The 26,778-nt window shown below is 40.4% G+C and carries 40 protein-coding genes and 2 pseudogenes; 32 read left to right on the top strand and 10 right to left on the bottom strand.

Annotated elements, in window-relative coordinates:
• Positions 1 to 6: 6 nt before the first annotated feature.
• The 3 genes from ACWIUO_RS03730 to ACWIUO_RS03720 are packed head-to-tail and all read right to left on the bottom strand — an operon-like array spanning position 7 to position 2,495.
• Positions 7 to 1,317 carry a tetratricopeptide repeat protein gene (locus ACWIUO_RS03730; RefSeq protein ID WP_454176582.1) on the bottom strand — a complete coding sequence of 437 codons (1,311 nt, stop codon included), beginning with the start codon at positions 1,315 to 1,317 and terminating at the stop codon, positions 7 to 9.
• A complete protein-coding gene (locus tag ACWIUO_RS03725) occupies positions 1,302 to 1,460 on the bottom strand; it encodes a hypothetical protein (RefSeq protein ID WP_454176581.1) in 159 nt (52 codons plus the stop codon). The genes ACWIUO_RS03730 and ACWIUO_RS03725 overlap by 16 nt, the downstream gene beginning before the upstream one ends.
• Positions 1,461 to 2,495, bottom strand: coding sequence for a peptidyl-prolyl cis-trans isomerase (locus tag ACWIUO_RS03720; protein WP_454176580.1), 1,035 nt, complete (start codon positions 2,493 to 2,495; stop codon positions 1,461 to 1,463). It lies immediately after the preceding gene.
• A 355-nt stretch (positions 2,496 to 2,850) separates the two neighbouring features.
• Here ACWIUO_RS03720 and glmS point away from each other — a divergent pair, with 355 nt between their 5' ends.
• Positions 2,851 to 4,755, top strand: coding sequence for a glutamine--fructose-6-phosphate transaminase (isomerizing) (gene glmS / locus ACWIUO_RS03715; protein WP_454176579.1), 1,905 nt, complete (start codon positions 2,851 to 2,853; stop codon positions 4,753 to 4,755).
• A gap of 11 nt (positions 4,756 to 4,766) precedes the next feature.
• On the opposite strand, the gene ACWIUO_RS03710 is transcribed toward glmS, so the two are convergent.
• The 7 genes from ACWIUO_RS03710 to panB all read right to left on the bottom strand — a co-directional run bounded on the left by ACWIUO_RS03710 (position 4,767) and on the right by panB (position 8,924).
• Positions 4,767 to 5,021: a hypothetical protein gene (locus ACWIUO_RS03710; RefSeq protein WP_454176578.1), complete on the bottom strand. Its 255-nt coding sequence runs from the start codon at positions 5,019 to 5,021 to the stop codon at positions 4,767 to 4,769.
• Positions 4,997 to 5,317 carry a hypothetical protein gene (locus tag ACWIUO_RS03705; RefSeq protein ID WP_454176577.1) on the bottom strand — a complete coding sequence of 107 codons (321 nt, stop codon included), beginning with the start codon at positions 5,315 to 5,317 and terminating at the stop codon, positions 4,997 to 4,999. Before ACWIUO_RS03705 ends, ACWIUO_RS03710 begins: the two co-directional genes overlap by 25 nt.
• A gap of 22 nt (positions 5,318 to 5,339) precedes the next feature.
• On the bottom strand, positions 5,340 to 5,462 hold the full coding sequence (locus ACWIUO_RS03700) for a hypothetical protein (protein WP_454176576.1): 123 nt from the start codon (positions 5,460 to 5,462) through the stop codon (positions 5,340 to 5,342).
• 121 nt (positions 5,463 to 5,583) lie between these two features.
• Positions 5,584 to 5,787, bottom strand: a complete 204-nt coding sequence (locus ACWIUO_RS03695; protein ID WP_454176575.1) for a hypothetical protein — start codon at positions 5,785 to 5,787, stop codon at positions 5,584 to 5,586.
• 192 nt (positions 5,788 to 5,979) lie between these two features.
• Complete coding sequence (locus ACWIUO_RS03690; protein WP_454176655.1) at positions 5,980 to 6,708, bottom strand: MBL fold metallo-hydrolase; 729 nt, start codon at positions 6,706 to 6,708, stop codon at positions 5,980 to 5,982.
• Positions 6,709 to 6,845: 137 nt separating this feature from the next.
• Positions 6,846 to 7,865 (bottom strand): Holliday junction branch migration DNA helicase RuvB, encoded by a 1,020-nt coding sequence (gene ruvB / locus ACWIUO_RS03685; RefSeq protein ID WP_454176654.1) that lies wholly within the window; start codon positions 7,863 to 7,865, stop codon positions 6,846 to 6,848.
• A gap of 255 nt (positions 7,866 to 8,120) precedes the next feature.
• A complete protein-coding gene (gene panB / locus ACWIUO_RS03680; protein ID WP_454176653.1) occupies positions 8,121 to 8,924 on the bottom strand; it encodes a 3-methyl-2-oxobutanoate hydroxymethyltransferase in 804 nt (267 codons plus the stop codon).
• Positions 8,925 to 9,104: 180 nt separating this feature from the next.
• Between panB and ACWIUO_RS03675 the strand changes: the two genes are divergently transcribed.
• The 31 genes and pseudogenes from ACWIUO_RS03675 to ACWIUO_RS03525 all read left to right on the top strand — a co-directional run bounded on the left by ACWIUO_RS03675 (position 9,105) and on the right by ACWIUO_RS03525 (position 26,777).
• Positions 9,105 to 10,091 (top strand): hypothetical protein, encoded by a 987-nt coding sequence (locus ACWIUO_RS03675; protein ID WP_454176574.1) that lies wholly within the window; start codon positions 9,105 to 9,107, stop codon positions 10,089 to 10,091.
• A 9-nt stretch (positions 10,092 to 10,100) separates the two neighbouring features.
• Positions 10,101 to 10,976, top strand: coding sequence for an outer membrane beta-barrel protein (locus ACWIUO_RS03670; RefSeq protein WP_454176573.1), 876 nt, complete (start codon positions 10,101 to 10,103; stop codon positions 10,974 to 10,976).
• A gap of 8 nt (positions 10,977 to 10,984) precedes the next feature.
• Entirely contained in the window at positions 10,985 to 12,268 is a 1,284-nt protein-coding gene (locus ACWIUO_RS03665) for an outer membrane beta-barrel protein (RefSeq protein ID WP_454176572.1), read from the top strand.
• 287 nt (positions 12,269 to 12,555) lie between these two features.
• Positions 12,556 to 12,867: a 30S ribosomal protein S10 gene (rpsJ, locus tag ACWIUO_RS03660; RefSeq protein ID WP_454171674.1), complete on the top strand. Its 312-nt coding sequence runs from the start codon at positions 12,556 to 12,558 to the stop codon at positions 12,865 to 12,867.
• A gap of 70 nt (positions 12,868 to 12,937) precedes the next feature.
• Positions 12,938 to 13,588, top strand: a complete 651-nt coding sequence (gene rplC / locus ACWIUO_RS03655; RefSeq protein WP_454176571.1) for a 50S ribosomal protein L3 — start codon at positions 12,938 to 12,940, stop codon at positions 13,586 to 13,588.
• Positions 13,585 to 14,211 carry a 50S ribosomal protein L4 gene (gene rplD / locus ACWIUO_RS03650; RefSeq protein ID WP_454176570.1) on the top strand — a complete coding sequence of 209 codons (627 nt, stop codon included), beginning with the start codon at positions 13,585 to 13,587 and terminating at the stop codon, positions 14,209 to 14,211. Before rplC ends, rplD begins: the two co-directional genes overlap by 4 nt.
• Complete coding sequence (locus ACWIUO_RS03645; protein ID WP_454176569.1) at positions 14,211 to 14,492, top strand: 50S ribosomal protein L23; 282 nt, start codon at positions 14,211 to 14,213, stop codon at positions 14,490 to 14,492. Before rplD ends, ACWIUO_RS03645 begins: the two co-directional genes overlap by 1 nt.
• Before the next feature lie 38 nt (positions 14,493 to 14,530).
• The gene (gene rplB / locus ACWIUO_RS03640) at positions 14,531 to 15,358 is read left to right on the top strand and encodes a 50S ribosomal protein L2 (RefSeq protein WP_454176568.1); all 828 of its coding nucleotides are present in this window, start codon (positions 14,531 to 14,533) and stop codon (positions 15,356 to 15,358) included.
• A gap of 14 nt (positions 15,359 to 15,372) precedes the next feature.
• A complete protein-coding gene (gene rpsS / locus ACWIUO_RS03635; protein WP_454151898.1) occupies positions 15,373 to 15,654 on the top strand; it encodes a 30S ribosomal protein S19 in 282 nt (93 codons plus the stop codon).
• Between the two features lie 23 nt (positions 15,655 to 15,677).
• Positions 15,678 to 16,028: pseudogene (gene rplV / locus ACWIUO_RS03630) on the top strand (50S ribosomal protein L22); the annotation flags it as partial.
• Positions 16,029 to 16,294: 266 nt separating this feature from the next.
• Positions 16,295 to 16,999 carry a 30S ribosomal protein S3 gene (gene rpsC / locus ACWIUO_RS03625; RefSeq protein ID WP_454171666.1) on the top strand — a complete coding sequence of 235 codons (705 nt, stop codon included), beginning with the start codon at positions 16,295 to 16,297 and terminating at the stop codon, positions 16,997 to 16,999.
• The gene (rplP, locus tag ACWIUO_RS03620; protein ID WP_023927913.1) at positions 16,999 to 17,424 is read left to right on the top strand and encodes a 50S ribosomal protein L16; all 426 of its coding nucleotides are present in this window, start codon (positions 16,999 to 17,001) and stop codon (positions 17,422 to 17,424) included. Before rpsC ends, rplP begins: the two co-directional genes overlap by 1 nt.
• Positions 17,411 to 17,599, top strand: coding sequence for a 50S ribosomal protein L29 (rpmC, locus tag ACWIUO_RS03615; RefSeq protein ID WP_454171664.1), 189 nt, complete (start codon positions 17,411 to 17,413; stop codon positions 17,597 to 17,599). Before rplP ends, rpmC begins: the two co-directional genes overlap by 14 nt.
• Before the next feature lie 3 nt (positions 17,600 to 17,602).
• Positions 17,603 to 17,869: a 30S ribosomal protein S17 gene (gene rpsQ, locus ACWIUO_RS03610; protein WP_454171663.1), complete on the top strand. Its 267-nt coding sequence runs from the start codon at positions 17,603 to 17,605 to the stop codon at positions 17,867 to 17,869.
• A gap of 112 nt (positions 17,870 to 17,981) precedes the next feature.
• On the top strand, positions 17,982 to 18,350 hold the full coding sequence (rplN, locus tag ACWIUO_RS03605; protein ID WP_454176567.1) for a 50S ribosomal protein L14: 369 nt from the start codon (positions 17,982 to 17,984) through the stop codon (positions 18,348 to 18,350).
• A gap of 25 nt (positions 18,351 to 18,375) precedes the next feature.
• A complete protein-coding gene (gene rplX / locus ACWIUO_RS03600; RefSeq protein ID WP_454176566.1) occupies positions 18,376 to 18,606 on the top strand; it encodes a 50S ribosomal protein L24 in 231 nt (76 codons plus the stop codon).
• Positions 18,607 to 18,608: 2 nt separating this feature from the next.
• On the top strand, positions 18,609 to 19,154 hold the full coding sequence (gene rplE / locus ACWIUO_RS03595; protein ID WP_454171659.1) for a 50S ribosomal protein L5: 546 nt from the start codon (positions 18,609 to 18,611) through the stop codon (positions 19,152 to 19,154).
• A gap of 1 nt (position 19,155) precedes the next feature.
• Complete coding sequence (locus ACWIUO_RS03590) at positions 19,156 to 19,341, top strand: type Z 30S ribosomal protein S14 (protein ID WP_454171657.1); 186 nt, start codon at positions 19,156 to 19,158, stop codon at positions 19,339 to 19,341.
• A 10-nt stretch (positions 19,342 to 19,351) separates the two neighbouring features.
• Positions 19,352 to 19,747, top strand: coding sequence for a 30S ribosomal protein S8 (gene rpsH / locus ACWIUO_RS03585; RefSeq protein WP_454171655.1), 396 nt, complete (start codon positions 19,352 to 19,354; stop codon positions 19,745 to 19,747).
• A 48-nt stretch (positions 19,748 to 19,795) separates the two neighbouring features.
• Positions 19,796 to 20,332, top strand: a complete 537-nt coding sequence (gene rplF, locus ACWIUO_RS03580; RefSeq protein ID WP_454176565.1) for a 50S ribosomal protein L6 — start codon at positions 19,796 to 19,798, stop codon at positions 20,330 to 20,332.
• Positions 20,333 to 20,378: 46 nt separating this feature from the next.
• Complete coding sequence (gene rplR, locus ACWIUO_RS03575) at positions 20,379 to 20,735, top strand: 50S ribosomal protein L18 (protein ID WP_454176564.1); 357 nt, start codon at positions 20,379 to 20,381, stop codon at positions 20,733 to 20,735.
• Between the two features lie 11 nt (positions 20,736 to 20,746).
• The gene (rpsE, locus tag ACWIUO_RS03570; protein WP_023927900.1) at positions 20,747 to 21,187 is read left to right on the top strand and encodes a 30S ribosomal protein S5; all 441 of its coding nucleotides are present in this window, start codon (positions 20,747 to 20,749) and stop codon (positions 21,185 to 21,187) included.
• A 32-nt stretch (positions 21,188 to 21,219) separates the two neighbouring features.
• Positions 21,220 to 21,567: pseudogene (gene rplO / locus ACWIUO_RS03565) on the top strand (50S ribosomal protein L15); the annotation flags it as partial.
• Positions 21,568 to 21,863: 296 nt separating this feature from the next.
• The gene (secY, locus tag ACWIUO_RS03560; protein ID WP_454176563.1) at positions 21,864 to 23,123 is read left to right on the top strand and encodes a preprotein translocase subunit SecY; all 1,260 of its coding nucleotides are present in this window, start codon (positions 21,864 to 21,866) and stop codon (positions 23,121 to 23,123) included.
• Between the two features lies 1 nt (position 23,124).
• The gene (map, locus tag ACWIUO_RS03555; RefSeq protein ID WP_454176562.1) at positions 23,125 to 23,883 is read left to right on the top strand and encodes a type I methionyl aminopeptidase; all 759 of its coding nucleotides are present in this window, start codon (positions 23,125 to 23,127) and stop codon (positions 23,881 to 23,883) included.
• A gap of 10 nt (positions 23,884 to 23,893) precedes the next feature.
• Positions 23,894 to 24,112 (top strand): translation initiation factor IF-1, encoded by a 219-nt coding sequence (infA, locus tag ACWIUO_RS03550; protein WP_454176561.1) that lies wholly within the window; start codon positions 23,894 to 23,896, stop codon positions 24,110 to 24,112.
• A gap of 88 nt (positions 24,113 to 24,200) precedes the next feature.
• On the top strand, positions 24,201 to 24,314 hold the full coding sequence (gene rpmJ / locus ACWIUO_RS03545; protein WP_023927895.1) for a 50S ribosomal protein L36: 114 nt from the start codon (positions 24,201 to 24,203) through the stop codon (positions 24,312 to 24,314).
• 3 nt (positions 24,315 to 24,317) lie between these two features.
• A complete protein-coding gene (rpsM, locus tag ACWIUO_RS03540; protein ID WP_454176560.1) occupies positions 24,318 to 24,686 on the top strand; it encodes a 30S ribosomal protein S13 in 369 nt (122 codons plus the stop codon).
• Positions 24,687 to 24,710: 24 nt separating this feature from the next.
• On the top strand, positions 24,711 to 25,103 hold the full coding sequence (gene rpsK, locus ACWIUO_RS03535) for a 30S ribosomal protein S11 (protein ID WP_454176559.1): 393 nt from the start codon (positions 24,711 to 24,713) through the stop codon (positions 25,101 to 25,103).
• Between the two features lie 9 nt (positions 25,104 to 25,112).
• Positions 25,113 to 25,739 (top strand): 30S ribosomal protein S4, encoded by a 627-nt coding sequence (gene rpsD, locus ACWIUO_RS03530; protein WP_454176558.1) that lies wholly within the window; start codon positions 25,113 to 25,115, stop codon positions 25,737 to 25,739.
• A 21-nt stretch (positions 25,740 to 25,760) separates the two neighbouring features.
• The gene (locus tag ACWIUO_RS03525) at positions 25,761 to 26,777 is read left to right on the top strand and encodes a DNA-directed RNA polymerase subunit alpha (RefSeq protein WP_454176557.1); all 1,017 of its coding nucleotides are present in this window, start codon (positions 25,761 to 25,763) and stop codon (positions 26,775 to 26,777) included.
• Position 26,778: the final 1 nt, after the last annotated feature.

Genomic DNA, 26,778 nt, shown 5'->3' with positions numbered 1-26,778 from the left:
TTGCAACTATGTAGTAGAAAAATTGCTTGCAAATTGTTTGGCACTATTGATAAACGCGCTATTTTTGGCAAAATCCATATTAAAATCTTTTGTCGTGGATTCTATGATTTTAAATACCAAGTCCATTTGCCCGATATTCGCGCACAAAGGACAGCGATATGAGTCAAAAGGAAAAATATTTTTGCAATGATTACAGCGGTATTCAAAAGTTAGCTCCCCTTTTTGGAGTGAATGCGCAAGCAAAATCCGCAACGCTTCTAGCTCAAACACATCGCATTGAATTTCATCTTTGACATAGCCTTTTGCACGAAAAATATCTATGATATTTTTGTGATTTTTTAGCTTTTCAAATGGGATTTCCTCTTTTTTGAAACGCCACAAAATATCTAGCATTTCTAAAATCTTATTTTGGTTGTTTGCTAGATTTTGCGTTTGGTGTTGTGGATTTTGCGCGATATTTGTTGGAGAATGGTTTTTTATCGCGGGCTGTTTACTAAAATCTTTTGCTATCAAATCCCCATTAAAATCCGCATTATAATCATCGCTAGATTTTAGTGTATTAGCATTGTTTTTAGGATTTTGTGGATTTTGATTTATCCTTATGATTTCCTGCCAAAAAGCCTCCCTATCATACATACTTAGATATTCTAGCCCCAAGCGGTTTATCTGTGCGCAATATCTCATAAGCGCGATGATTTCCTTGCGCTTTTTTTCTAGGGACAAAAAGTTGCTATTTTTTAGTAGCATAAAATGTAAAAATATGCGCATTTGCTCATTTTGCGCTCGCTCTTTTTCTAAGCTTAGTTCCTGTATAGATTCTAGCGCATCTAGGGCTTCTTCATACTCGCCCATACTCTCATACACGCGCATTAGATAATCTAGCACCTGTTTATTTCTAGGATAAGATTTTAGGATTTCTAAAAAGATTTCTTTCGCCCTTTGCAAAAATCCCGCTTCAAAATAAGTAACCCCCAATGATTCTAAGATAATGATTTTTTCCTCCGTGTCGCGTGCTTTTTCTAGCAAACTTAGATAGATTTTGATAGCATAGCCTCTATCGCCTGCCAAAGAGTAGGTTTTGGCTAGGAGCATTAGCGGTGGGGTTGGGTTTTTTGAGATAGAAAGAAAATCAATAATCTCATCGCTAAGAGAGCCCTCGCTATATGATTTTGCAAAATCCTCCAACGCCATTTCGCGTTTTTTTGCCTGATATTTATTTTTCCCCCAATCCGCAAAAATAATAATCGCCACAATGCCTAGCAAAATGCTAGCACCAAAAAGAGGGTCGTGGTAAAAATACATTATTTCATCAAACATTTACGCCTCTTTTTGTTGTTAGATTTTGGCTTTGATTTTATGTTTTTGCGTGCTTTAGGATTTTGCATTTTGTCTTGCGTGCTAGATTTTGCGTCTTGATTGCTTTTTTGATTTTCACATTTTGGTTTTTGGCAAGTTTGCATTTATGGCTCGCGCAAAGTCTGTATATGTGCTTTTTGCTTGATTTTTTCAAAATATTCGCTTAGGACTTTTTCTTGATTGTTTTGGGATAATTTTTGGGCGATATAGTGCCTTGCTTCATCAAAATTCATCACATTTTTTCCAATCTTTTTTACCACGCGAAAAGTTACATAGCTTCCCCCGCCCGCATCTAGCACAGGGGTAAATCTCCCCTCTCGTAGCGATGAAAAAAGCTGTGCTATTTGTGGATTTAGCGCGCTTAGCTCTAATTTTTCTTGGGTTTTTTCTACGCCACTTATGGAGGTGTTTGGATTGGCTATGGTGCGCTCTAGTAGCTTTGGATTTTTGGAAGTGTAGCGTGCGACTTCGACTTCTTTTGGCGTGCTAAACTCGCTTTTGTGCTCATTATAATACCTATGTATCTCATCTTCGCTAGAAGTTTCAGCAGATAGCAGGACATTTCGCATAAGCTCCCTAGTCTCAATCTGGTCTTTTAGCTCATCTCTATACATATCATATTCGATTCCCTCGCGTTTTAGGGCTAGCATAAATTGCTGCATATTCATTTGATTTTGAGTGGCGATGTTTTCGATTTCTCTATCTAGCCTATCATCATCGACATTGATTTTTAGTCGCTCGATTTCTTGGGTTTTTAGCCGTTGAGCGATAAGAAATTCAATCGCTTTTTCTTTGTCAAAATGTCGTTGTTTTTGGATAGTTTTGATTTCATACAAAGTGATAGGGTCGCCATTTACCTTGATAGCGACACCGCCTACGATGTGTTCTTTTTTGGGAGAGTTTGTAAGCGTGGCTTGTGTCAAATCCTTTGTTGTTTTTAAATCATTTGTGGCTTGCGTAAAATCAGTTGCGGGGGTTTGTGTAGTTTGTGTTTCTTGGGTGTATTTTTGATTAGATTTTGTGTTTTTGGCTGTGGCGATGGTGCTAGACATAGCTACAAATAGCACGCAAGATAACATTTTTAAAATACTAGAATCACATAACGCATTTACTAGATTTTGCATATTTTTCTTTGACATATTGTTCCTTAAAATATGAGATTTTAGCGTTTATTTTGTTTTGATTTTGCAAGCACATTTTAGAGCGCAAATTTTTTAAAGCGCGAGTTTTAAAAGTTTAAAAGTGCTAGATAAATAAAACCTAAGATTCTAACACATATTGTTTAATCGCAGATTTTATGATAGATTTTGTGCCAACTACGCATAAATCCCCTAAAAGTGCATAAATATCGGCACAAACACAAAGCAAAATATATTTTTACAAAAATAGTGTAGAATTGCATTTTGGCACGCCAAATCACGCCAAAATCCTCCAAAGCACGCTAAAATCCGCTAAAACACACCGTGCTACAAAATACACCAAAAGGAAAACCAAATGTGTGGAATCATAGGCTATGTAGGCAAAAAAGAAAAAAAAGAGATTTTGCTAAATGGACTAAAAGAATTAGAATATCGTGGCTATGATTCTGCTGGATTTGCCGTGCTAGAAAACACTGACAAAAACAAAGCGCATATCCACGCTTTTAAGGCTGTTGGCAAGCTAATCAACCTAGAATCTAAAACCAAAGATTTTAGCTCAAATGGGTTTGGACTAGGCATAGCTCACACTAGATGGGCGACTCACGGCAAACCTACCGAAATCAACGCACACCCGCACACAGGGGAGTTTAGCTATGTCGTGCATAATGGCATAATCGAAAACTACAAAGAAATAAAAACAGAGCTAGAATCTAGCGGGCATAGTTTTTTAAGCCAGACAGACACCGAAGTCATCGTCCATCTTTTTGAAGAAAATCTCAAAATAGCTAAAACTCCAAGAGAGGCGTTTGAAAAAACCGCTAGCAGGCTAAAAGGCGCGTATGCTATCTTGCTAATCAGCAAAGTCGCACCAAATGAAATCTTTTATGCCAAAAACGCCGCCCCGCTAATCATCGGCAAAAGCTACGCAAAAAACAGCGACAAAAAAGACAACACAAATGCCGAAATCTATTTTGCCTCTTCAGATGCCCCACTTATCGGGCTTGTAGATGAGGTCGTATATATCCAAGATGGGAGCTATGGTAGCTCGCTAGATTTTGATACGCTTACGCCCAAAAAACCTCTAAGCATAAGCAAATCCTACGCGCAAAAAGATGGATTTCGATACTTTATGGAAAAAGAAATCTATGAGCAAGAAAAGGTTTTGCTAGAAACGATGATGGGGCGCGTAGGTGGCGAGGTAGATGGCATAATATGCCTAGATGAGCTAGAAGCACTTGGCATAAAAAGCATAGATTTTAGCAAGACTAGCGATAAAAGCAAGACAAAATCTAAAAACTGCGATAATGCCATAAAGTATTCTCAAATCACCATCTGTGCGTGCGGGACAAGCTACCACGCCGCCCTTGTAGGCAAATATTTGCTAGAGCGCGAAGCAAAAATCCGCACAAATGTCGTGCTAGCAAGCGAATTTCGCTACGCAAAGCCTATTTTAAGCAATGATGAGCTTTTTGTCGCAATTTCTCAAAGTGGCGAGACCGCAGACACGCTAGAAGCCCTAAAACTAGCAAAAAGTAGCGGGCTAGACACGCTATCTATCTGCAATGTGGATAATAGCTCAATCGTGCGCGAGAGCAAAGCCACAATCCTAACGCGCGCAGGCATCGAAAAAGGCGTAGCAAGCACAAAAGCATTTGCCACGCAAGTAATGGTGCTGTGGATTTTTTCTGCGTATCTAGGCAAAATCAAAGGCGAGATAGATTCTAGCGGGCTAAAAAAGCAAGCAAGCATAATGCTAAAAGCCGTTCAAGCCACCAAAGTAACGCCATCTTTGCACGAAAAAATCAAGCGACTATCCAAGCGATATTTGCACGGACACGGATTTTTTTTCATCGGGCGAGATGTGTTTTATCCCCTAGCATTAGAAGGCGCGCTAAAGCTAAAAGAAATCAGCTACTTGCACGCGGAGGGATATGCAAGCGGGGAGATGAAGCACGGACCTATCGCGCTAGTGGATTCTAATCTTTTCACTATCGCGCTAATGCCAAAGCACCTCTTGTATGACAAAATCTGCTCAAATGTCGAGGAGCTAAGCGCGCGAGATGCGACTATCTGTGCGATATGCCAAGATGATTTTGCCCTAGCTGATGACTGCATACGCATAGCCCCTGCTAGTAGCTATATGGAGGAGTTTTTTTCTATGATGATAGTGCTTCAGTTGTTGTCTATTGAAGTGGCGATTCGTCTAGGAAATGATGTGGATATGCCACGAAACCTTGCCAAATCCGTAACCGTGGAGTAGGATTTATTGTTTTAGATTTTTGTGTGGTGTGTGTGGGTGGTGCGTGTAAGGATCGGCGTGTGTGGGCTGTGGAGGCAATATATTTGTTGCAAATTGGGATACTTCGTTTGCTTTGAAACCTTAGTATGACAATTTGCAATAAATAGATTGCCACGCAAAAATTCGCTTACGCTCATTTTGTTCGCAATGACGGAATGTTTGTCGTATGACAAGCGGATAGATTGCCACGCAAATGCTACTTTTAACAAAGTCGCATTTGTTCGCAATGACGATTTGCTTGAGCAGTGGGGTTGCGCCACGAAGGCTTGTGTTTTGCTCGCAATGACGGAAGCAGAATCCTTGCCCACGATGACGGATTTTTTTTGTCATATTGAGCGCGTGAGCGCGAAATATCTCTATTTATTTGTGCTTTGTGAGATACTTCGCTTCGCTCAGTATGACAAGATACCCACCCCCTAGCCCCCTCCGCAAGGAATGGGGGAATAAGAGATTTGCGAATCCGTAATGGAGGGTAAACACTGTCATTGAAAGAATTTGCAATGCAATTACGAGAATTTGCCACTCCGTCATTGCGAGCGCATTTGTCAAAATCCGCGTAGCAATCTATTTTGCCTATATTGTAATGTAGATTGCCACGATTTCCTGCGGAAGTCTCGCAATGACAGAAGTAGAATCATTGTTTGCAATGACGGAAGTTTCTTCGTCATATTAAGGCTTCGTTTTTGGCTTGTCATATTGAACACGAAATATCTCTGTTTGAGTTTTGAATTTTAGAGATACTTCGCTACGCTCAGTATGACAAAATTTGTTATAGATTGCCATGCTTAACTAGCGTTCGCTCGCAATGACGGAATGTTTGTCGTATGACAAGCGGATAGATTGCCACGCATTGCGTTGCAACGCTCGCAATGACAAAGGTAGAGTTGTTGCTAGCAATGACACGGAATGTTTGTTGTCATATTGCGACTTTTTATTTTTGTCATATTTAAGTTTCGCACTAAGGTTTTGCAAAAAAAAAAAACTAAAGTCCAAAAACTTTGCGCCAAAGCCGCAATATGTGCCAAAGCCTCATAATGTGCCAAATCTAAATTATGTTTCAAAGCTACATTATGTGTCAAAGTCGCATAATGTGCCAAATCTACATTATGTTTCAAAGCCACATTATGCGCCAAAATTGCGTTATTTTAAGAAAATGCGTTATTTGTAGATTCTGCGTTTTTGTGGCTACATTCGCTCTAACCATAGATTGACATTGTGTTGCTCATACGCTAGGTGGCTAGATTCGCCGTGTCCGGGGAAAATTTCTATTTGCCCTACTTCCTCTAGCTCATCATCATCTAAACTCAACCCCAAATCAAGCCTAAAATCCAAATCCCTAAATCGTCTTAGTGAATCTGCCATATCTTGCGGGCTTGAGTAGGGGAAATCATACCGCCCGATACTTCGCCTAAACACAAAATCCCCGCTATAAATCCTTGCATACTTGCTTTTGTGAGTGGTGCTATCTAGCCCTCTCTCTCCCCAAACGCAGATGATACTACACCCCGGGGTATGTCCGGGAAAATGCAGATAAGAAAAATAAACCCCGCCAATCTCAAAATCGCTTCGTCCTTTTTCGCACGGGACTTTTATGCTAGGAGGGCAGGGGATAAGCCCCGTGTCAAAGCAATCACTCTCCATCATAAACGAATCTTTGCTAGGGCAATAAATAGGCACAGATTTTAGATTTTCGCTTATTTTTGCCACATCAAAAATATGGTCAAAATGCCCGTGCGTGATGAGAATAGCAAGCGGATTTTGCACATTTTCTAGCACCCATTTGCTTGAGCCAATCCCTGGGTCTATGATTAGCTCGCCTTTAGGGGTTTTTATAATGTAGCAATTTGTTTGATATGCGCCAAATGCTTTGCAAAGATGCGGGTATGGGGATTTTGCGGTGTTTTTGTCTTGCATTGTTTGGGTTTCCTTTTTGGTGGATTTTGGTTGGTTAATTTTGGTTAGGTTTGGTTGATTTTGGTGGATTTTTGGCAAAATCTTGTTTAGCAAAATGTGGATTTTTAATCTTGTTTTTGCGATTTCAAATCTACGATTTAAAACAATTTTGGCGTATCTTGTGGATTTTGTGAGTGATTTTGATTCCACTTTGGTGGGCTAAGTCGCAACAATTCATAAGTCTTTATGCTAGCTACCCTCCCCCTTGCTGTGCGCTCCAAAAACCCCTGCGCTAGCAAATAAGGCTCTATCAAATCCTCTATCGTGCCCTCATCTTCGCTGATGATTGCAGAGAGGGTGTTTAGCCCCATAGGCGATTTTGCGCGGGCTAAAGCCTCCAAATAGCGCAAATCTAGCTCATCAAATCCTAGCTCATTTACGCCAAGCTCGCTTAGAGCGTGCTTTGTGGTGGATAGGCTTATCGCTTCTTCGCCCGCGACATCGGAGAAATCCCGCACCCGCTTTAGCAATCTTAGCGCGATTCTAGGCGTCCCACGCGCTCTTTTGGCGATTTCTAGGCTGGCGTTTTTTTCTATGTCGCGTTTTAGCTTGCGTGCGGCTTTGTCGATGATTTGGCTTAGCTCATTATTGTCATAAAACTGCAATCTAAAATCCATACCAAACCTATCGCGAAGCGGGCTTGATAGCATTCCAGCCCTAGTAGTCGCGCCAATGAGCATAAAAGGTGGCAAATCAATTTTTATCGTTTGGGCAGCAGGACCGCTCCCTGTGATAATATCTAGCCTAAAATCCTCCATCGCAGGATATAGCAACTCTTCAATCGCAGGGCTTAGCCTATGAATCTCATCGATAAATAAAATATCCCCCTCATTGATATTTGTCAAAATCGCAGCTAAATCCCCGCCTTTTTCTATCATAGGCGCGGCACTTACTTTGATATTTGCTTCCATTTCCGTGGCGATGATATGGCTAAGAGTGGTTTTGCCAAGCCCCGGGGGACCAAAAAGAAGCGTGTGCATTAGCGTTTCTTTGCGTTTTTTTGCGCCCAAAATAGCGATTTTTAGGTTTTTTTTGATTTTTTCCTGCCCTATGTAGTCTTCCCACACGCTTGGGCGAAGTGAGATTTCTACATTTTCATCAAAGCGGATTTTTTGTATGGATACTTCTCGCTCATCGGTTGTTTGGGTGTCGGTGGATTTTGCCTTGCTTGCGTTTGATGATTTTTGTGCATTAGATTTTTGGTTAGATTTTGGGCTAGATTTTTGATTCGCGCTTTTTGGACTAGAATCTAGATTTTCTAAATCAAGTGTGATTTTTGCCATTTGTTTTAAACCTCATTTAATGTCATTTTGGCTTTTTGATAGCCCATTTTATATAATTTTCATAGTTTTTGATAGCTATTAAATAGCCATTTAATAGCTTTCTTTTTCATTTGGAAAATCGCCATTTTTGACATCTGTGGCGTATTTTTGCAATGCTTTTTTAAAAATCCCCGCTCCGTCTAAATATTGCCTAACAAATGTTGGCTTAAACTCACTAAATAGCCCAAAAGCATCGCTCCACACGAGAATCTGCCCATCGCAATCCACTCCAGAGCCAATCCCAATCGTTGGGATTTTTACACTGCTAGAAATCTTTTTTGCCACACTAGAAATGATACCCTCCAAAAGCAATCCAAATACCCCCGCTTCCTCAAACGCAAGGGCGGATTCTAGCAAATACGCGCTTTGTGCGTCATTTTTACCTTTGATTTTATATCCACCTTCAAATTTGACAAATTGTGGCATTAGCCCTATGTGTGCCATAATGGGAATCCCCTCATTTACAAGGGCTTTGATAATGTCTAGTTTGTGGAGCGGGACTTCTAGTTTTAGGGCTTGCACGCCTGTTTGTTTGATGATTTTTATGGCATTTTTTAGCGCGGATTTTTTGCTATCATAGCTACCAAAAGGCATATCTGCGATGACAAAAGATTGCTTTGTGCGGGACAAAACGGCGTTTGTGTGATATATCATTTCTTCTACGCTCAAACTTGTGGTGTCCTCTTTGCCATTAAAGCTCATATTTAGGCTATCGCCTACCAAAATCACATCTACTATGCCATCAAAGATTTGCGCAAAAAGCGCGTCATAAGCGGTGATGGCAGTGATTTTGCTAGGATTTTTGCCTATGTGTGGTGGGATATTTTTTTGGGATTTTAGGGTGGTGAGTGATATTTTTTGCATTATGCTTGCTCCTTAAAATATGCGTTTGCAAACGCGTTTGTTTTACAAAGTATTTGTTTAAAAGTCGCAAATTTGTGGCGTTATTATACCCAAACTCGCTTATTTAAGGTTTAAAGTGTATAATGGTGGGTTATTTTGCCAAACGATTTTAAAAGCTAGAAAGGCTAGATTTTGGATACAAAAAACATAAATTTAGAGATTTTTTTACGCCGTATTATGCTTTGGGCTATTGGTGTGCTTGGAGTTTTTTTGATTTTGGGTGCGGTTTTGCATAGTGCGAGTAGTGCGACAAATTCGCAACGATACAGCAAATATCAAAAATCCACAAAATCTAATGAAACACAAAATCCAAAAAAAGACGCTAAAAAAGATTTTGCAAAAGAATCTAACAATGCAAAAAACGACACAAAATCTAATGAAGCAAAATCTGCAAAATCCACAAAAGATTCTAAAGATTCTCAAAATCCTCAAAATCATAAAGACAAGGATTCTAAAAAATCCCAAAATCCACCAAAACAAGACGGCGCAAATGATGAAAAACTTATCGATTATTCCACGCTTAGTTTGTATTATTATCCATACATTATGGCATATCACAAAATCACGGACAAAGAAATCGCTAGCCTTGTGAAAGATTTGGATTTGGCGCGCAAAAAAACAGGTGTGTTTTTGGGAATCTATGGTGGCTGGATATTTCACAATGCCACTGGAAACAAAGACTATGAGCTAGGCAATTTCCTCTCTTATGGCGCAAAAGTGGGGTTTCAGAGCTTTTATCCCACGCTATTTGATAGCATATCTTTCCCAAACAAAGTAGGTGGCAGAATCTATTTGCAATATCTAGGCAGCAATGCAAAAGAGCTAAATTTGGCTTCGCTTGGATTTAGCGCGATAGGGGTAAGCGGGGATTTGATGATAGATTTGCCTGTGTTGCCACTTACAAACGGGCTAGAAGCTGGAATCATAGCGGGATTTGGGCTAGCAAGTATGATATATGATTCTAGCAGTGATTCTAGGCTTGGGGGGATTATCAACATTGGCACGAGTTTCACTCTACTAAGCAAGCATAGAATCGAAGGCGAGATAAAACTCATCATCAATGAAAGTTTGGATTGGTTTGGGGTGATGCCTATGGTGGGATATAGCTATGTGTTTTAGGAGGTTTCCGTGATAAAATCTAGCCCAAAATACGCAAAATCTATAAACGCGTTTGTAGCAAAAATATGTGGTGTTTTTTTTGTGGCGATTTTTGTGTCTATGGCGTGTGGTGGAGGGCTAGCATTTGCAAAAAGCACAAAATCTAAAACCCCTAAAAAATCCATAGAATCAAAAGAATCTAAAAAAGAATCTAAAAATCCACAAAAAGAAAAAACAACGCAAAATGACGAAATCGAAGTCATACACGGCGATGAAGCTAGCCTAAAAGAGCTTAGCCAACACCAAAAGGAAAAAGAGTTATATTTTTTGCGCGGAAGGTATTATGAGCTACTTTATGAAAAATCCCAAGAGCTAAAAAATCGCACCAAACACGGCTGGTTTGCTGGAATCACAGCAGGCACAAACCAAATGGAAATCAACAAAAATAAAGGCTTAGGGGCGGAGATAAACCCATTTGCTTTTGGGCTAAGTGCTGGGTATTTGCGCTTTTTAGGCACAGCACTTATGGGGCTACGCGTGTATGGGCAGTATCTAGTAGCGTTTAATGCTTCTCCAAGTGTGGCAGATAAAGTAACCAATCATTTGTTTAGCTTCAATGTGGATTTGGTGGGGGACAAAGCCGTAGGCAGTGAGGAGGGCTACTACATAGGCGTGTTTGCAGGGGTGGGTGCTGGGATAAATCTTTTTTCACAAAAGGGCGGACAAAATATCGATAAAATCAGCGTAGGAACCGTGCTAAATTTTGGCATATCCGCCACGCTAAAATATCATCATCGCTTAGAGCTAGGGGTAAAAATCCCTCCAAGTATCACCCAAAATATCCAAGATGATTATGGATATTTGCTGGGTGCTATGTATCTAGCGAGCTATCAATATTTATTTTAGGCAATGCAATGCAAAATCACAAAAACATAATCACAACACCAAAAGCGCAAAAGCAATCAAAGTTTCATAGATTTTGTATCGTTATGGCTGTGGGGATTTTTGTATTTTTTGTGCTTAGTAGCGATAGTTTGGGAGCGACTAATGCCAAGACAACGACTACAAAATCTACACTTGCAAAATCTGTGCAAACAAAAACACCACAATCTAGCAAATCTAGTCGTATCACTGATGAGGAAATCGGTATGCTGATTTTGCCAAAAGATTTTAAAAATTCTCAAGCAAATCCAAGCGAGCTAATGCAGGCACAAGATGAGCGACTAAAAGACAAAAGCATAGATGTAAAAATCGCTTTTTATCGCTCACTTTTAGAGATAAATGGCGTGCGCATAACGCCTATCTACAAAGATAGCGACTATATAGAAATGTATTTTCCAAATAAGTCGTTGGACGAAAAAAAAGCAATCGCACACAAATATATGCGCGCTAGGAAAAAAAGCGGATTTTTCGTAGGGCTAAGCGCGGCAAGTGCGGGAATCACGCAAACTTATGCTGATGGGAAGTATAATAGGCAAAATAGCGTGGGAAGCACAGATAACGGGGTATTTATACCTGAAATCACAGGCGCGTTAAAATCTAGCGTGGATTTTCCATTAGTCGCACGCTCGGTGTTTGTGGCGTTTGGCGGAAGTGGCGGGTATCAAAACTTTTTTAATCTCTACTTTGGTAGCAGAATCTATGGCGATGTGCTTATCGGCGGAGGAAATCTATCTATGGAATCTAAAGAAGTAGGCACAAAAAATGTGGGGAGTTTTTTTTATATGCTTGGCGGGCTAAATGCGGATTTGCTAGCTGAAATGCCTCTAAGTGTGTTTGGTGTGAAGCATAGATTTTGGAGAGAAGTGGCTTTGGGAGGGTATTTTGGCATAAATATCGGCGTAATGTTTTTGACCGATAAAGCAAATGATGAAATGCAAAATTTTCTCAAAGCAGGCGTTACAAAAAGTGCGAATGTGTTGTGGAACTATCAAGTGCAGGTGGATTATGGGCTAAATGCGGGGCTTAGTTTTTCGCTTGGCATACTTGGCAAAATCGAAGCTGGCGCAAAAATCCCGCTAGATGTGCTAGGACTGCCATCTGAACTGCGACTAGGCATAGAATCCCCCGCAAGCTATAATGTAACCACAAAAGATTCGCAAACTAAAGATAAAATCATTTCCAAAGAGATTCTCTCAAAAGACATTACCTTTAAGCGCACGCCGATTTTTTTGGTAAATTATATTAAGGTTTTTTAGGTTTTGTTTTTGGTGTTTGGATTTGATTTTGCGATTTTGTGTGTCCTTATGCTAAGGAAGTAAAATCAACAAACTTTTGCGAAAAATAGGCAAAAAGTCTTGACTAAAGTTTTGTTTTTCACTAGAATTACGCTTTTGATTTTGCGAAACCTGCTTTAAAATTGTCTTTATTGCGTAGCATTATTGAGTTGATTGAGTTGTCATTTGCTTGGCATAAAGGCTTTTTAAGTCTAAGGATTTTGAAGCAAAATGCTCTTTAGATTATCTTAAATAAAAGGCGAAAGATTATGGAAAAGATTCGACTTAAGCTTAAGGCTTATGACCATAGGGTTTTAGACCGCTCGGTAGCTTCGATAGTAGATGCAGTCAAGCGCACAGGTTCTGAGATTTGCGGACCGATTCCGCTTCCGACAAAAAAGAAAAAATACACCGTGCTTCGTTCGCCACATATCAATAAAGATTCGCGAGAGCAGTTTGAGATACGACTACATAGCAGAATCATAGACATTATGTCTGCTACGCCTGATACGGTGGAAGGGCTTATGAAGTTAGATTTAGCACCTGAAGTCGATGTCGAAGTAACTTCGATGAGCAAGTAGCTTGGTTTAGATTTTATATAGATTACAAGTCAAATTTAGTTAATTTTTACTTAATTTTAAGGAAGGACAAATGGAATTCTTAGTAGAAAAAATAGGAATGAGTAGGACGATAGGCTCGCCTAGTATTCCTGTTACTTTGCTGAAAGTAATCAATGCTAAGGTGTGTGATTCTCTAGAAAATGGCAAAGCCCTAGTGGCATACCACAGAGGCAAGACACACAACAAAACCATAGCTGGACAACAAAAAAAATACAATCTTAGCAAAGAGTTTAACCGCTTTGTAACGCTTCGTGTGAGTGGCGATGCACCACAGGCGCAAGAATCTACGCAAAATGAGAGCGCGACTGATGCTCCAAAAAAAGACATAAAAGTAAGCGATTTGGATATGTCTATTTTAGAAAATGCCACACGGATAAAAGCCTCTTTTTATACAAAAGGACGCGGATTTAGTGGCGTAATGAAAAGGTGGAATTTTCAAGGTGGTCCCGCAGCGCACGGCTCTAGATTTCATCGTAGAGTAGGCTCTATCGGTAATAGAGAGTGGCCAGGACGCGTCCAAAAGGGCAAAAAAATGGCTGGACACTATGGCAATGAAAAAGTAACCGTCCAAGCAGAAGTAGTATCTTTTGACAAAGATAATGCTATTTTGGTGCTAAAAGGCTCTGTAGCTGGATATAACGGAGCGCAAGGCAAAATCTCTATCATTAAGGGTGGCAAATGAGTGCAATAGTTTTGGATAATAATTTTAAAAAGAAAAGTGAGATTGCTTTGCCACAACGATACAAAGATATAAAAGAACATAATTTGTATCTATATGTAAAATCTTATCTTGCTTCACTTCGCTCAAATACAGCACTTGCAAAAACTCGTGGCAATGTAAGTGGCGGTGGTAAAAAGCCTTGGGCACAAAAAGGTGGCGGTAGAGCGCGCGCAGGAAGTATCACTTCGCCTGTATTTGTCGGTGGTGGCGTCTCGCACGGACCAAGCAACAATAGAAACTATGACTTAAAAATCAACAAAAAGCAAAAGCGTTTAGCACTAGAGTGTGCATTGCAGCAAAAAGCAAACGCAGGCAAGCTATATGTGGTGGATTCTCTAAGTATCCCTAGCGGCAAGACAAAAGACGCATTTGCCGTGCTTAAAAATATCGGGGATAGAAGTGTGCTATTTGTGGCACAAAGCATTGCCGAAGAAAAAACTTTTTTGGCTTATAGAAATTTACAAGATTGCTATTTTATCGATGCAAACGAGATGAATGCTTACCTTGTGTCTGTATTTCATAGTGTAGTCATCGAAAAAGCAGTGTTTGAAGCATTTTTAGATTCTAGCAATAAGGGGAAATAATGGCTGATATAACTGATATAAAATCTATTCTTTACACAGAAAAATCACTTTCATTGCAAGAAAAAAGTGTGCTAGTGGTGCAAACTTCTACCAAAGTAACCAAAAACCAACTAAAAGAGGTTTTTAGGGAATATTTTGGGGTCGTGCCTGTGAGGGTAAATTCTTTGCGACAAGAAGGCAAAGTCAAGCGATTTAAAGGTAGAGTGGGACAGCGAAATTCATATAAAAAGTTTTATGTGAAAATCCCAGAAGGCGCAAAAATAGACGCGCTCACAGCCTAAAAGTTTAAAAAGAAATATGTGAAAAGTAGGAGTAACAAATGGCAATTAAAACCTATAAACCATATACGCCATCTCGCAGGTTTATGAGCAACCTTAGTTCAAAAGACATTACGGCTAAACCTAGCGTGCGCGGACTTTTGACGAAATTACCCGTGAGTGCAGGGCGTAATAATAATGGCAGAATCACAAGCCGACACAAAGAAGGTGGCGCAAAGAAACTTTATAGAATCATTGACTTTAAGCGCAATAAATTTAATATCGAGGGCAAAGTGGTGGCGATTGAATACGACCCATATCGCAACTGCAGAATCGCGCTCATTTCTTACCCCGATGGCGATAAGCGATATATTTTACAGCCAAGTGGACTAAGTGTAGGCAGTGTAGTCATCGCCGCAGAATCTGGACTAGACATAAAGACAGGCTACGCAATGAAGCTAAAAGCTATCCCCATAGGGACAATCGTGCATAATATCGAAATGCACCCCGGTGCTGGCGGACAGCTCGCTAGGAGTGCGGGAGCAAGCGCACAGATAATGGGGCGTGAGGGCAAATACATTATCCTAAGAATGCCAAGTGGCGAAATGCGCTATATCTTAGAAGAGTGTATGGCGACAATCGGCGTGGTAGGAAATGAAGATTTTATCAACATTTCTATCGGCAAGGCAGGACGAAATCGCCATTTGGGAGTGCGCCCGCAAACTCGTGGTAGCGCGATGAACCCAGTAGACCACCCACACGGCGGTGGAGAGGGCAAGACAGGCTCTAGCGGACACCCTGTATCACCTTGGGGCACGCCTGCGAAGGGCTTTAAAACTCGCAAGAAAAAAGCGAGCGATAGACTTATCATCTCAAGAAAGAAAAAATAATAAAGGAAGCAACAATGGCAAGGTCGATTAGAAAAGGTCCTTTTATAGATTCTCATTTGGCAAAGAAAGTCGCCAAAAGCAAAGAGGCAAAAGACAACAAACCTATAAAAACTTGGTCGCGCAGGAGCACGATTCTCCCTGATATGATTGGGCTAACTTTTAATGTCCATAATGGTAGGGCGTTTGTGCCTGTGTATATCACAGAAAATCATGTGGGCTACAAGCTCGGGGAGTTCGCACCTACACGGACTTTCAAAGGGCACAAGGGCAGTGTTCAAAAGAAAATCGGTAAATAAAGATTGATAAACAGAGGTAAAAAATGAGTAAAGCATTGTTACGATTTATACGACTATCGCCCACCAAAGCCCGTTTGGTAGCAAGAGAAGTGCAAGGAATGAATGCAGAGCTTGCGCTTGCAAGTTTGGAGTTTACCCCAAACAAAGCCGCTAGAATCATTGCTAAAGTCATCGCATCAGCCATAGCAAATGGTGGATATGAGCCAAAGAGCGCGATTGTGCATTCTTGTAGGGTAGATGCGGGACCTGTTTTGAGGAGATTTATGCCACGCGCAAGAGGTAGGGCTACTCCTATCCGCAAACCTACTTCACATATACTTGTAGAAGTGATGAATCAAAGCGAGATTGATGCGTTTAAGATTTCGCTAAAAAACAATAAAAAATCTGCCACCAAAGCAAAAACAAAGGCAGAATCTAAAAAAGATTCTGCTACCAAAGCAGGTAGCACAACAAAAACCACAACAAACACAAAAATAGCCAAAGAGGAATCTAAAGTGGATTCCACAACGGACACTACAACAAAGGTAACCAAAAAAGCCAACACAAAATCTACAAAAGAGACAAAGACTAGCGAGACTACCAAAGTGGCAAAAAGCACACCAAAATCTAAAACCACCAAAAAAGACGAGGATAAATAACTATGGGACAAAAAGTAAATCCAATCGGACTGCGACTAGGGATAAATCGAAATTGGACTTCGCGCTGGTTTCCAAACTCTAAGGTAACTCCTGCAAATATTATAGAGGATTATCATATTCGTAAATTTCTAAAAAAAGAGTTGTATTACGCAGGTGTTAGCGAAATCATTATCGAGCGAGCGGCTAGCAAAGTCCGCGTAACGGTGGTGGCTGCTAGACCGGGGCTTATCATCGGCAAAAAGGGTGCTGATATAGAGATTAAACGAGAGGCACTAAAAAAAGAGATTGGCAAGGAAGTTTCTATAAATATAAAAGAAGTCAAACGCCCTCAAGCAAACGCTCAACTTGCCGCTGAAAATGTCGCTACGCAATTAGAAAAACGCGTAGCATTTCGCAGAGCTATGAAAAAGGTAATGCAATCAGCTATGAAATCTGGTGCAAGGGGTATCAAAATCAAAGTTTCTGGGCGTTTGGCTGGAGCAGAGATAGCGCGTACAGAATGGTATATGGAAGGTCGCGTGCCACTTCATACACTTCGCGCAAAGATTGATTATGGTTTTGCTGAAGCATACACCACTTATGGAATCATTGGCGTGAAAGTGTGGATTTTCAAAGGAGAGATTTTGCAAAAAGGAATCCAACCTGAACGCAAAGATGACGGATATGATGACTCTCGTCATAAATCTAGAAGAGGGAGGCAAAGCTAATGTTAATGCCAAAAAAAACAAAATATCGTAAGCAGATGAAAGGGCGCAATCGTGGCAAAGCGATGCGTGGTTCAAGCCTAGCTTATGGCAATATCGGTATAAAAGCACTAGAGCTTGGGCGCATTGATTCTAGGCAGATTGAGGCTGCAAGGATTGCGCTTACTAGGCATATCAAGCGCACGGGCAAGGTTTGGATTCGAGTTTTCCCAGACAAACCACTTACCGCAAAACCACTAGAAGTGAGAATGGGTAAAGGTAAAGGTGCTGTGGAAAAATGGGTTATGAATATCAAACCGGGCAGAATCATCTATGAAATCACAGGCGTAGAGGAACAAATGGCGCGAGAAGCTCTGATGCTTGCACAAAGCAAACTTCCTTTTAGGACAAAAATCATCACAAGCGAGGGCGAAAATGAAATTTACTGAGATTAAAGACAAAGAAAAAAGCGAGCTAGAAAAAATGCTAAAAGACAAAAAAAATGAACTTTTTGAGCTTCGCTTACAGCTTAAGACAATGCAACTAACCAATACAAGCAAGATTTCTTTGGTGCGCAAAGACATCGCTAGAATCAATACAGCAATATCTGCCAAAAAGGACTAAACAATGAGTGATATACAAAAACAGCCACATAAACGCGTCATACAAGGCAAAGTAGTCTCTAAAGCTGGAGATAAGAGTGCTGTGATTTTGGTAGAGCGCAAGGTGGTGCATCCAAAATATCGCAAAATCGTTAAACGATTTAAAAAATACACTATCCACGATGAAAAAAACCAAGTAAAAGTGGGAGATGTGATTTCTGCGATAGAGTGCAAACCTATCTCTAAGACAAAATCTTTTAATCTAAAAGAGATAATCCAAGTTGGCGTTTAGGGCGTTGCTAGCGTTGGTGTTGGATTTTGCGTGTGTGCGCTGGTTGATTGGATTAGATTAGATGGATTAGTTTGGTGTGGCAGTAGCAGACATAAAATAGCAGGAGAATAGTATGATACAGAGTTTTACAAGACTAAATGTCGCTGATAATAGTGGCGCAAAAGAGATTATGTGTATCAAAGTGCTTGGTGGAAGCCATAAACGATACGCAAGCGTTGGCGATGTGATTGTCGCTTCGGTGAAAAAGGCTATCCCCAATGGTAAAGTCAAAAAAGCGCAAGTTGTAAAGGCGGTTGTGGTGCGGACAAAAAAAGAGATTCATAGACAAAATGGTTCTTTGATTAGATTTGATGATAATGCGGCAGTGATTTTGGATAACAAAAAAGAGCCAATCGGCACGAGAATCTTTGGACCTGTCAGCAGAGAAGTGCGCTATGCAAACTTTATGAAAATCGTATCTTTAGCCCCTGAGGTTTTGTAAAATCAATGCGAGTTAGGAGAAATAGATGACAAAATATAAAATCAAAAAAGGCGATATGGTAAAAATCATCGCAGGTGATGACAAAGGGCGAGTAGGCAAAATCCTAGCGGTATATCCCAAGCGCGCTCAAGTTCTTGTTGAGGGTTGCAAACTTGCCAAAAAAGCTATTAAGCCAAATGATGAGAATCAAAAAGGTGGCTTTGTAAGCAAGGAAATGCCTATCCACATTTCTAATGTCAAAAAAGAGGGAGAATAATAATGTTTGCGCTCAAAACAAAATACAACCAAGAAATAAAAGAGCAACTCAAAAAAGAGCTAAATATCACAAATCCTATGCTGTTGCCAAAGTTAGAAAAAATTGTTATAAGTGTCGGTGCGGGCGAGTATGCTAAGGATTCTAAGATTATGCAAAATATCGCAGATACTATCTCAATCATCGCTGGGCAAAAAGCCATCATCACTAAGGCGAAAAAATCTGTTTCTAGCTTTAAAACAAGAGAGGGTATGCCTGTGGGGGTAAAAGTAACGCTTCGTGGGAATCAAATGTATAATTTCCTAGAAAAACTCATCGTCATTTCTCTGCCTCGCGTAAAAGATTTTAGAGGTGTGCCAAGAAATGGCTTTGATGGGCGTGGAAATTATAGTTTTGGTTTGAATGAACAGCTAATGTTCCCCGAAGTCGTGTATGATGATATTATGGTAACGCACGGTATGAATATCAATATAATCACTTCAACTCAAGATGACAAAGAGGCATATAAGCTATTAGAGCTATTTGGTATGCCTTTCTCAAAAGGACGATAAGATGGCAAAAAAATCAATGGTAGCAAAGGCAAAAAGAAAAGCAAAATTTAGCGCACGCGCTTACACTCGTTGCAAAGTATGTGGGCGACCGCATTCTGTGTATAGAGACTTTGGGCTTTGTAGGGTGTGCTTGCGAAAGATGGGCAATGAGGGGCTAATCCCGGGATTAAGAAAATCTAGCTGGTAAGGAGTAGGTAATGGTAAATGATATTATCGCAGATTCTATCACAAGGATTCGCAATGCTTCAATGAGGCGACTAGAATCTACAACGCTGTATTATGCAAAGATTGTCGTTTCTATCCTTGAGGTATTTAAAGCTCGAGGCTTTGTCAAGGGATATAGCATAAATGATAAAAATGGAAAACAATCAATTTTGGTGCAACTTGCTTATGATGAGCAGGGCAAACCTATCATCAATGAGCTAAAGCGTATCAGCAAGCCCGGACGCCGTGTGTATAAAGGACATAGCGAGCTAAAAAGATTTAAAAATGGCTATGGCGTGATTGTGGTTAGCACAAGTAAAGGTGTGATTGCAAATGATGAGGCACATCGACAAAATGTCGGTGGTGAGGCACTTTGCAGTATTTGGTAATATCAAAATAACGCAAATAACAAAGTCAGATATTTAAGGAGAAAGATTATGTCAAGAGTTGGAAAGCGACCTATATCTATCCCAGATTCTATCCAAGCAAGCATAGAGGGTAGCAAAATCGTATTTAAAAGCCCAAAAGCAAGCAAAGAGCTAGAAACTCACGGGCGCGTAAAGATTGATTTACAAAACAAAGAGCTAGCATTTAGTGCCACCGATTCTACGCCTGAGTCTCGTGCATTTTGGGGGACTTACAGGGCTTTGGCAAACAATATCGTAATAGGGCTAACAAATGGTTTTAGCAAGACGCTAGAAATAAATGGCGTAGGATACAAAGCCTCTGTTTCGGGCAAGGTTTTGGAGCTTGCGCTTGGATTTTCGCACCCTGTAAAATACCCTATCCCTGATGGCGTAGAAATGAGCGTGGATAAAAATCAGCTCATCATAAAAGGCAATGACAAACAACAAGTCGGGCAAATCGCCGCAGAAATCCGTGAATTTCGTCCGCCAGAGCCATACAAAGGCAAGGGGATTAAATACATTGATGAAGTGATTATCCGCAAGGCTGGCAAGACTGCAAAAAAATAGCACGGCAAGTTTATGTTGATATAAGTTTAAGCAAAAGGATAGCAAAATGACACCAAAGATTTTAGAACTAAAAAAGACATTGCGATTAAAGCGCAAAGCACGCATTAGAGGCAAGATTTCAGGCACAGCTTCCTGCCCTAGAATCACGATTTTTCGCTCCAATAAATATTTATACGCTCAAGCCATTGATGATACGCTTGGCGTAACGATTGCAAGCATTGATGGCAAAAAGCTAAAACTTGGCAACAATAAAGAAAACGCTAAACAAATCGGTAGCACATTTGCTAAAGACTTGCAAAAAAAGAGCATTAGCAATGCTGTGTTTGACCGCAATGGATATTTGTTTCACGGCGTAGTAAAAGAGTTTGCAGAATCTTTGAGAGAAAATGGCATTAAGCTATAAAAAGGAAAACAATGGAAATCAACAGAGAAGAATTTAGTGAAGTTGTCGTAAATATCGGGCGCGTAACCAAAGTCGTAAAAGGTGGGAGACGCTTGCGGTTTAATGCGCTTGTGGTGGTTGGAAATCGCAATGGGCTTGTAGGTTTTGGGCTTGGGAAGGCAAAAGAAGTCCCCGATGCTATCAAAAAAGCTATTGACGATGCGTTTAAAAATATCATCAAAGTCAATGTAAAAGGCACTACTATCGCACACGATATAGAATACAAATACAACGCAAGCAGAATCTTGCTAAAGCCTGCTAGTGAGGGGACGGGCGTGATTGCTGGTGGCTCTGCTAGACCTGTGATAGAGCTAGCAGGGATAAAAGATATTCTTACCAAATCGCTAGGCTCTAGCAATCCATACAATGTCGTTAGGGCGACTTTTGACGCTCTCTCCAAAATCAAAGCATAATTATAAAACAATATAAAGCACAAGGAGAATCTATGGCTTCTTTACATTTGATTAAACCTGCTAAGGGTAGCACAAAAGATATTAAGCGCGTAGGGCGCGGACAGGGTAGTGGTATGGGCAAAACCTCCACTCGTGGTGGCAAAGGACAAACTGCACGCACAGGCTATAAAGCAAAGCGAGGCTTTGAAGGCGGACAGCAACCATTGCAAAGACGACTCCCAAAAGTAGGCTTTGTAAGCCATATCCAAAAACCATACGCCATCAATGTGGATAAAGTAAAACAAGTAGCCGAACTAGCTCAAATCAGCATAGAATCAATCCTTGCCGTGCATAAACTTCCTAGTTTTGCACGCGGTTTAGATTCTTTAGATTCTAACGCAAACAAGAATAGCGAGGCAAAAGATTCTGCTACCAAATCGCCAAAGGCAAAAAAAAGTAACGCAAAACAAGTATCAAAAGAGCCAAAGATTCTAGTCAAGCTAATCGGCAAAAGCGCAAAATCACTTGTAAGCAAAATCACAGATAGCAGAATCTCTGTGAGTGGCGAAAAACGCAAGGCAAAACCTAGCAAAGACAAAAAAGATAGCTAAGTGTAGCCCCAAGCGCAAGATGATATAGATGATATTTATCATTCAAAATTCACAACGACAATAACGCAAAATACGAGTAAGGCACAATGAATAAAACAATCATAAATAAGATTTTAATTACTCTAGCATTTCTTTTTGCATATAGGGTATTAGCTTATATCACTATCCCCGGTGTTGATTTGGTCGTCATAAAAGACTTTTTTGATACCAATCAAAGCAACGCGCTAGGCTTATTTAATATGTTTAGTGGCAATGCAGTGGAGCGATTAAGCATTATTTCGCTAGGCATTATGCCTTATATTACCGCGTCTATTGTTATGGAGTTGCTAGCGGCGACTTTCCCTGCATTAGGCAAGATGAAAAAAGAGCGAGATGGTATGCAAAAATATATGCAGATTATCCGCTATGTAACGATTTTTATCACCGTGATTCAAGCTATTAGCGTATCTTTTGGGCTACGAAGTATCGGTGGTGGTAGCAATGGTGCGATACTCATTGATATGAGTGAATTTTTGGTGATTTCTGTTTTTTGTATGCTGACAGGGACTATGCTACTTATGTGGATAGGGGAGCAAATCACTCAAAGAGGCGTAGGAAATGGCATTAGCCTTATCATTTTTGGTGGGATTGTCTCTGGGATACCAAGCGCGGTTGCTGCGACATTTAAGCTAGTAAATACAGGCGAAATCAACATTCTTAGCCTTATTTTTATCATTGCGATTATTATCGCTACGATTTGTTGTATCGTGTATATTGAGCTAGCCGAACGCAGGATTCCTATTTCCTATGCTCGCAAAGTCATTATGCAAAATCAAAATAAGCGAATTATGAATTATATTCCTATTAAATTAAATCTTAGTGGCGTGATTCCGCCTATTTTTGCTTCTGCGATTTTGGTATTTCCATCTACTATTTTGCAAGCCTCTAGCAATCAATACCTCCAAGCTGTCGCAGATTTTCTAAACCCAAATCAATATTTTTATAATATTTTAATGTTTGTGCTTGTGGTGTTTTTTGCGTATTTTTATTCATCTATCGTGTTTAACGCCAAAGACATTGCAGATAATCTAAAACGGCAAGGCGGATATATCCCGGGTATGCGACCGGGCGAGGGGACTTCATCGTTTTTAAATTCTGTGGCAAATAACCTAACGCTTTGGGGTTCGCTATATCTTGCCCTTGTTTCTACTCTACCTTGGATTTTGGTAAAGTTACTTGGCGTGCCGTTTTATTTTGGTGGGACAGCCGTGCTTATTGTCGTGCAAGTCGCCATCGATACGATGAGGAAAATCGAAGCGCAAATCTATATGAATAAATACAAGACGCTTAGTGCGGTAGGATTCTAGTTTGGCTATTGTTATCCGTAATAAAAAAGAGATAGATTCTATCGCAAAGGCTTCTTCTATCGTGGCAAGTGCGCTAAATCTAGCTAGCAAAAGCGCAAAAGCTGGACTTAGCCTAAAAGAGCTAGATTCTATGCTAGAAAATCATATTTTGCAAAATGGTGGCAAGCCTGCATTTAAGGGGCTTTATGGATTTCCAAACGCCACTTGTCTATCGTTAAATGAAGTCATAATTCACGGAATCCCCACGGATTACAAACTAAAAGATGGCGATATTTTAGGCATTGACTTAGGTGTGGAGTGTGATGGCTGGTATGGCGATGGTGCGGTAAGTGTAGGGATTGGCAAGATTAGTAAAAAAGATGAGGAGCTAATCGCTTGTGCCAAAGATACGCTTTATGAGGCGATAGATTTTATCAAAGTGGGATTGCATTTTAAGGAGCTAAGTTTGTTTTTAGAGGAGCGTATCAAATCAAAAGGCTTTGTGCCTTTGCTTGGATTTTGCGGACACGGCATAGGCAGAAAACCACACGATGAGCCTGAAATCCCCAACTACTTAGAATCAAAAAACCCAAAGCAAGGTCCCAAAATCAAAGAAGGAATGGTTTTTTGTATAGAGCCTATGATAGCGCAAAAAAATGGCGAACCTGTGATTTTGGCTGATAAATGGTCGGTTAGAGCAAAAGATGGGCTAAATGGTAGCCACTATGAACACACTCTAGCTATCCAAAGCGGCAAAGCTAGAATCCTAACAACAATTTAAGGAGGTTAGATTGGCAAAAGATGATGTCATAGAGGTTGATGGCAAAGTGGTAGAAGCATTGCCAAATGCGACTTTTCGCGTGCAGCTTGATAATGGGCATATCGTGCTTTGTCATATAGCGGGCAAAATGCGAATGCACTATATTAAGATTTTGCCCGGCGATACGGTTAAATTAGAGCTTACGCCGTATAGTTTGGACAAAGGCAGAATCACTTATCGATATAAGTGAAAATAAGCGTGTTTTAAACTAAATTTGGGTAAAATCTCGGTTTTCAAAAATCAAAGGCATAAGATTTTGGCATAAAAAGGAGCGATAAATGAAGGTTAGACCATCTGTAAAAAAAATGTGTGATAAGTGCAAGATTATCAAAAGAAAAGGCGTTGTGCGAGTGATTTGCTCCACTCCCAAACATAAACAAAGACAAGGATAGAAAATGGCTAGAATTGCTGGTGTAGATTTGCCAAAAAAGAAACGAGTAGAGTATGCGCTTACTTATATCTATGGCATTGGGCTAAAAAGCTCTAGAGATATTTTAAATGCTGTAAATATTTCTTTTGACAAGCGGGTTGATAGTCTTAGCGAGAGCGAAGTTTCTGTAATCGCAAAAAAAATACAAGAGAGCTATATTGTTGAGGGGGATTTGCGTAAAAAAGTGCAAATGGACATAAAATCATTGATGGATTTGGGGAGCTATCGTGGATTGCGACATAGAAAGGGGCTGCCCGTGCGAGGACAAACTACCAAAAATAATGCCCGCACAAGAAAAGGCAAACGCAAGACCGTCGGCTCAAAAAGCTCATAAAAGCAATTAAGCAAAGGATAAGATATGGCAAAAACCACTACAAATAAAAAGCGCGTTGTAAAGAAAAATATTGCGCGAGGTATCGTGTGTATTTCTGCGACTTTTAACAATACAAATGTAACCGTTACCGATGAAATGGGCAATGTGATTTGCTGGGCTACTGCTGGGGGATTGGGCTTTAAGGGGAGCAAAAAATCTACCCCCTATGCAGCCCAACAAGCGGTCGAGAGTGCATTGGCAAAAGCAAAAGAGCACGGAATCAAAGAAGTAGGCATAAAGGTGCAAGGACCAGGAAGCGGTAGAGAAACGGCGATAAAAAGCGTGGGCGCGACAGAGGGCATAAAAGTGCTATGGCTAAAAGACATCACTCCACTTCCGCATAATGGTTGCAGACCACCCAAAAGACGAAGAGTATAAGGAGGCAATATGGCACGATATAGAGGACCGGTAGAAAAGCTAGAGAGGCGGTTTGGCGTATCTTTGGCATTAAAAGGAGAGAGGCGATTAGCAGGAAAAAGCGCGCTTGATAAGCGTCCGTATGCACCGGGGCAGCACGGACAGAGGCGAGGCAAGATTTCAGACTATGGATTGCAGCTACGCGAAAAGCAAAAGGCAAAGGCTATGTATGGGGTTTCTGAAAAACAATTCCGCTCTATTTTTGTCGAGGCAAATCGCTTGGAGGGCAACACAGGGGAAAATCTTATACAGCTTATTGAGCGCAGGCTTGATAATGTCGTGTATCGTATGGGCTTTGCTACGACTAGGCGAAACGCTAGACAGCTTGTTACGCACGGGCATATTTTAGTCGATGGAAAAAGGCTAGACATACCCTCATACATTGTCAAAGCTGGGCAAAAAATCGAGCTTAAAGAAAAATCTAAAAACAACCCACAAGTTATCCGCGCACTTGATTTGAGTGCTCAAAGTGGGATTGTGGCGTGGGTTGATGTCGATAAGGATAAAAAGTTTGGGATTTTCACTCGCTATCCGCAAAGAGAAGAAGTTGTGATTCCTATTGAAGAGAGACTTATTGTTGAGTTGTATTCTAAATAACGCTAAAAAGTAGGTGGTGATATGGATATTTTTAAGACAGTTCCTCATATTCCAAATGAGATTTTAGTAGAGGACATAGGCACAAATCGTATTCGTGTAAGTGTGTGGCCTTTTGAGCCGGGCTATGGTATCACTTTTGCGCATCCATTGCGTAGGCTTATGCTATCTTGCACGCCGGGCTATGCCCCTGTTATGTTGCATATTGATGGAGTTTCGCACGAGTTTGATTCTATGCGTGGCGTAGTAGAAGATGTAACACCTTTTATTATGCATCTAAAAAAGATTCGCTTTGCAAGCAAGACAAAAGAATTGCAAAATACAATTCGCCTAAATTACAACTTTAAAGGTCCTATGGAGCTAAAAGGGGCGCATTTAGCAAACGATGAAATTGATGTCGTAAATAAAGAAGAGCACCTTGCTACTATCAACGAAGATGCAAAATTTAGCTTTTCATTAGTAGTCAAGCGTTCTATTGGATTTAAGCCAAATGATTTGGTGCGAAAAGACAAAGATTTTACAGGTGAGATAGGGTTGATTCCGCTAGATGCACATTTCACACCTGTAAAAAAGGTAATCTATGAAATCCAAGATGTGCTTGTAGAGGATAATCCAAACTTTGAAAAAGTCGTGTTTGAAATCGAATCAGACGGGCAAGTAGAGCCTCTTGATGTGTTCAAAAACTCTATCGCCATAGCCCAAGCGCATATGAATATATTTGGCAGTGAAGTATCTGTGCTAAACCCAGATATTAAATTCCCGCCAGATGACCCAATCGATTTAAAAACTCTGCTTATCAAAATCGATACGCTAAACCTTAGCACCCGTTGTTTTCATTGCCTTGACAAAATCGGCGTGCAATACATAGGCGAGCTAGCTATGATGCCAGAATCCGCTTTAAAAGGTATCAAAAATATGGGCAAAAAATCCTTTGATGAGATTGCTGAAAAGCTTAGCTCTCTTGGCTATCCTATCGGCTCAAGCCTCCCTCCAGAAGTCCAAACCGCGTTTAACAAAAAAATCGGCAAAACAACAAGATAAG

The sequence above is a fragment of the Helicobacter sp. T3_23-1056 genome (assembly GCF_053654535.1).
This window is presented reverse-complemented; position numbering and strand designations above follow the sequence as displayed.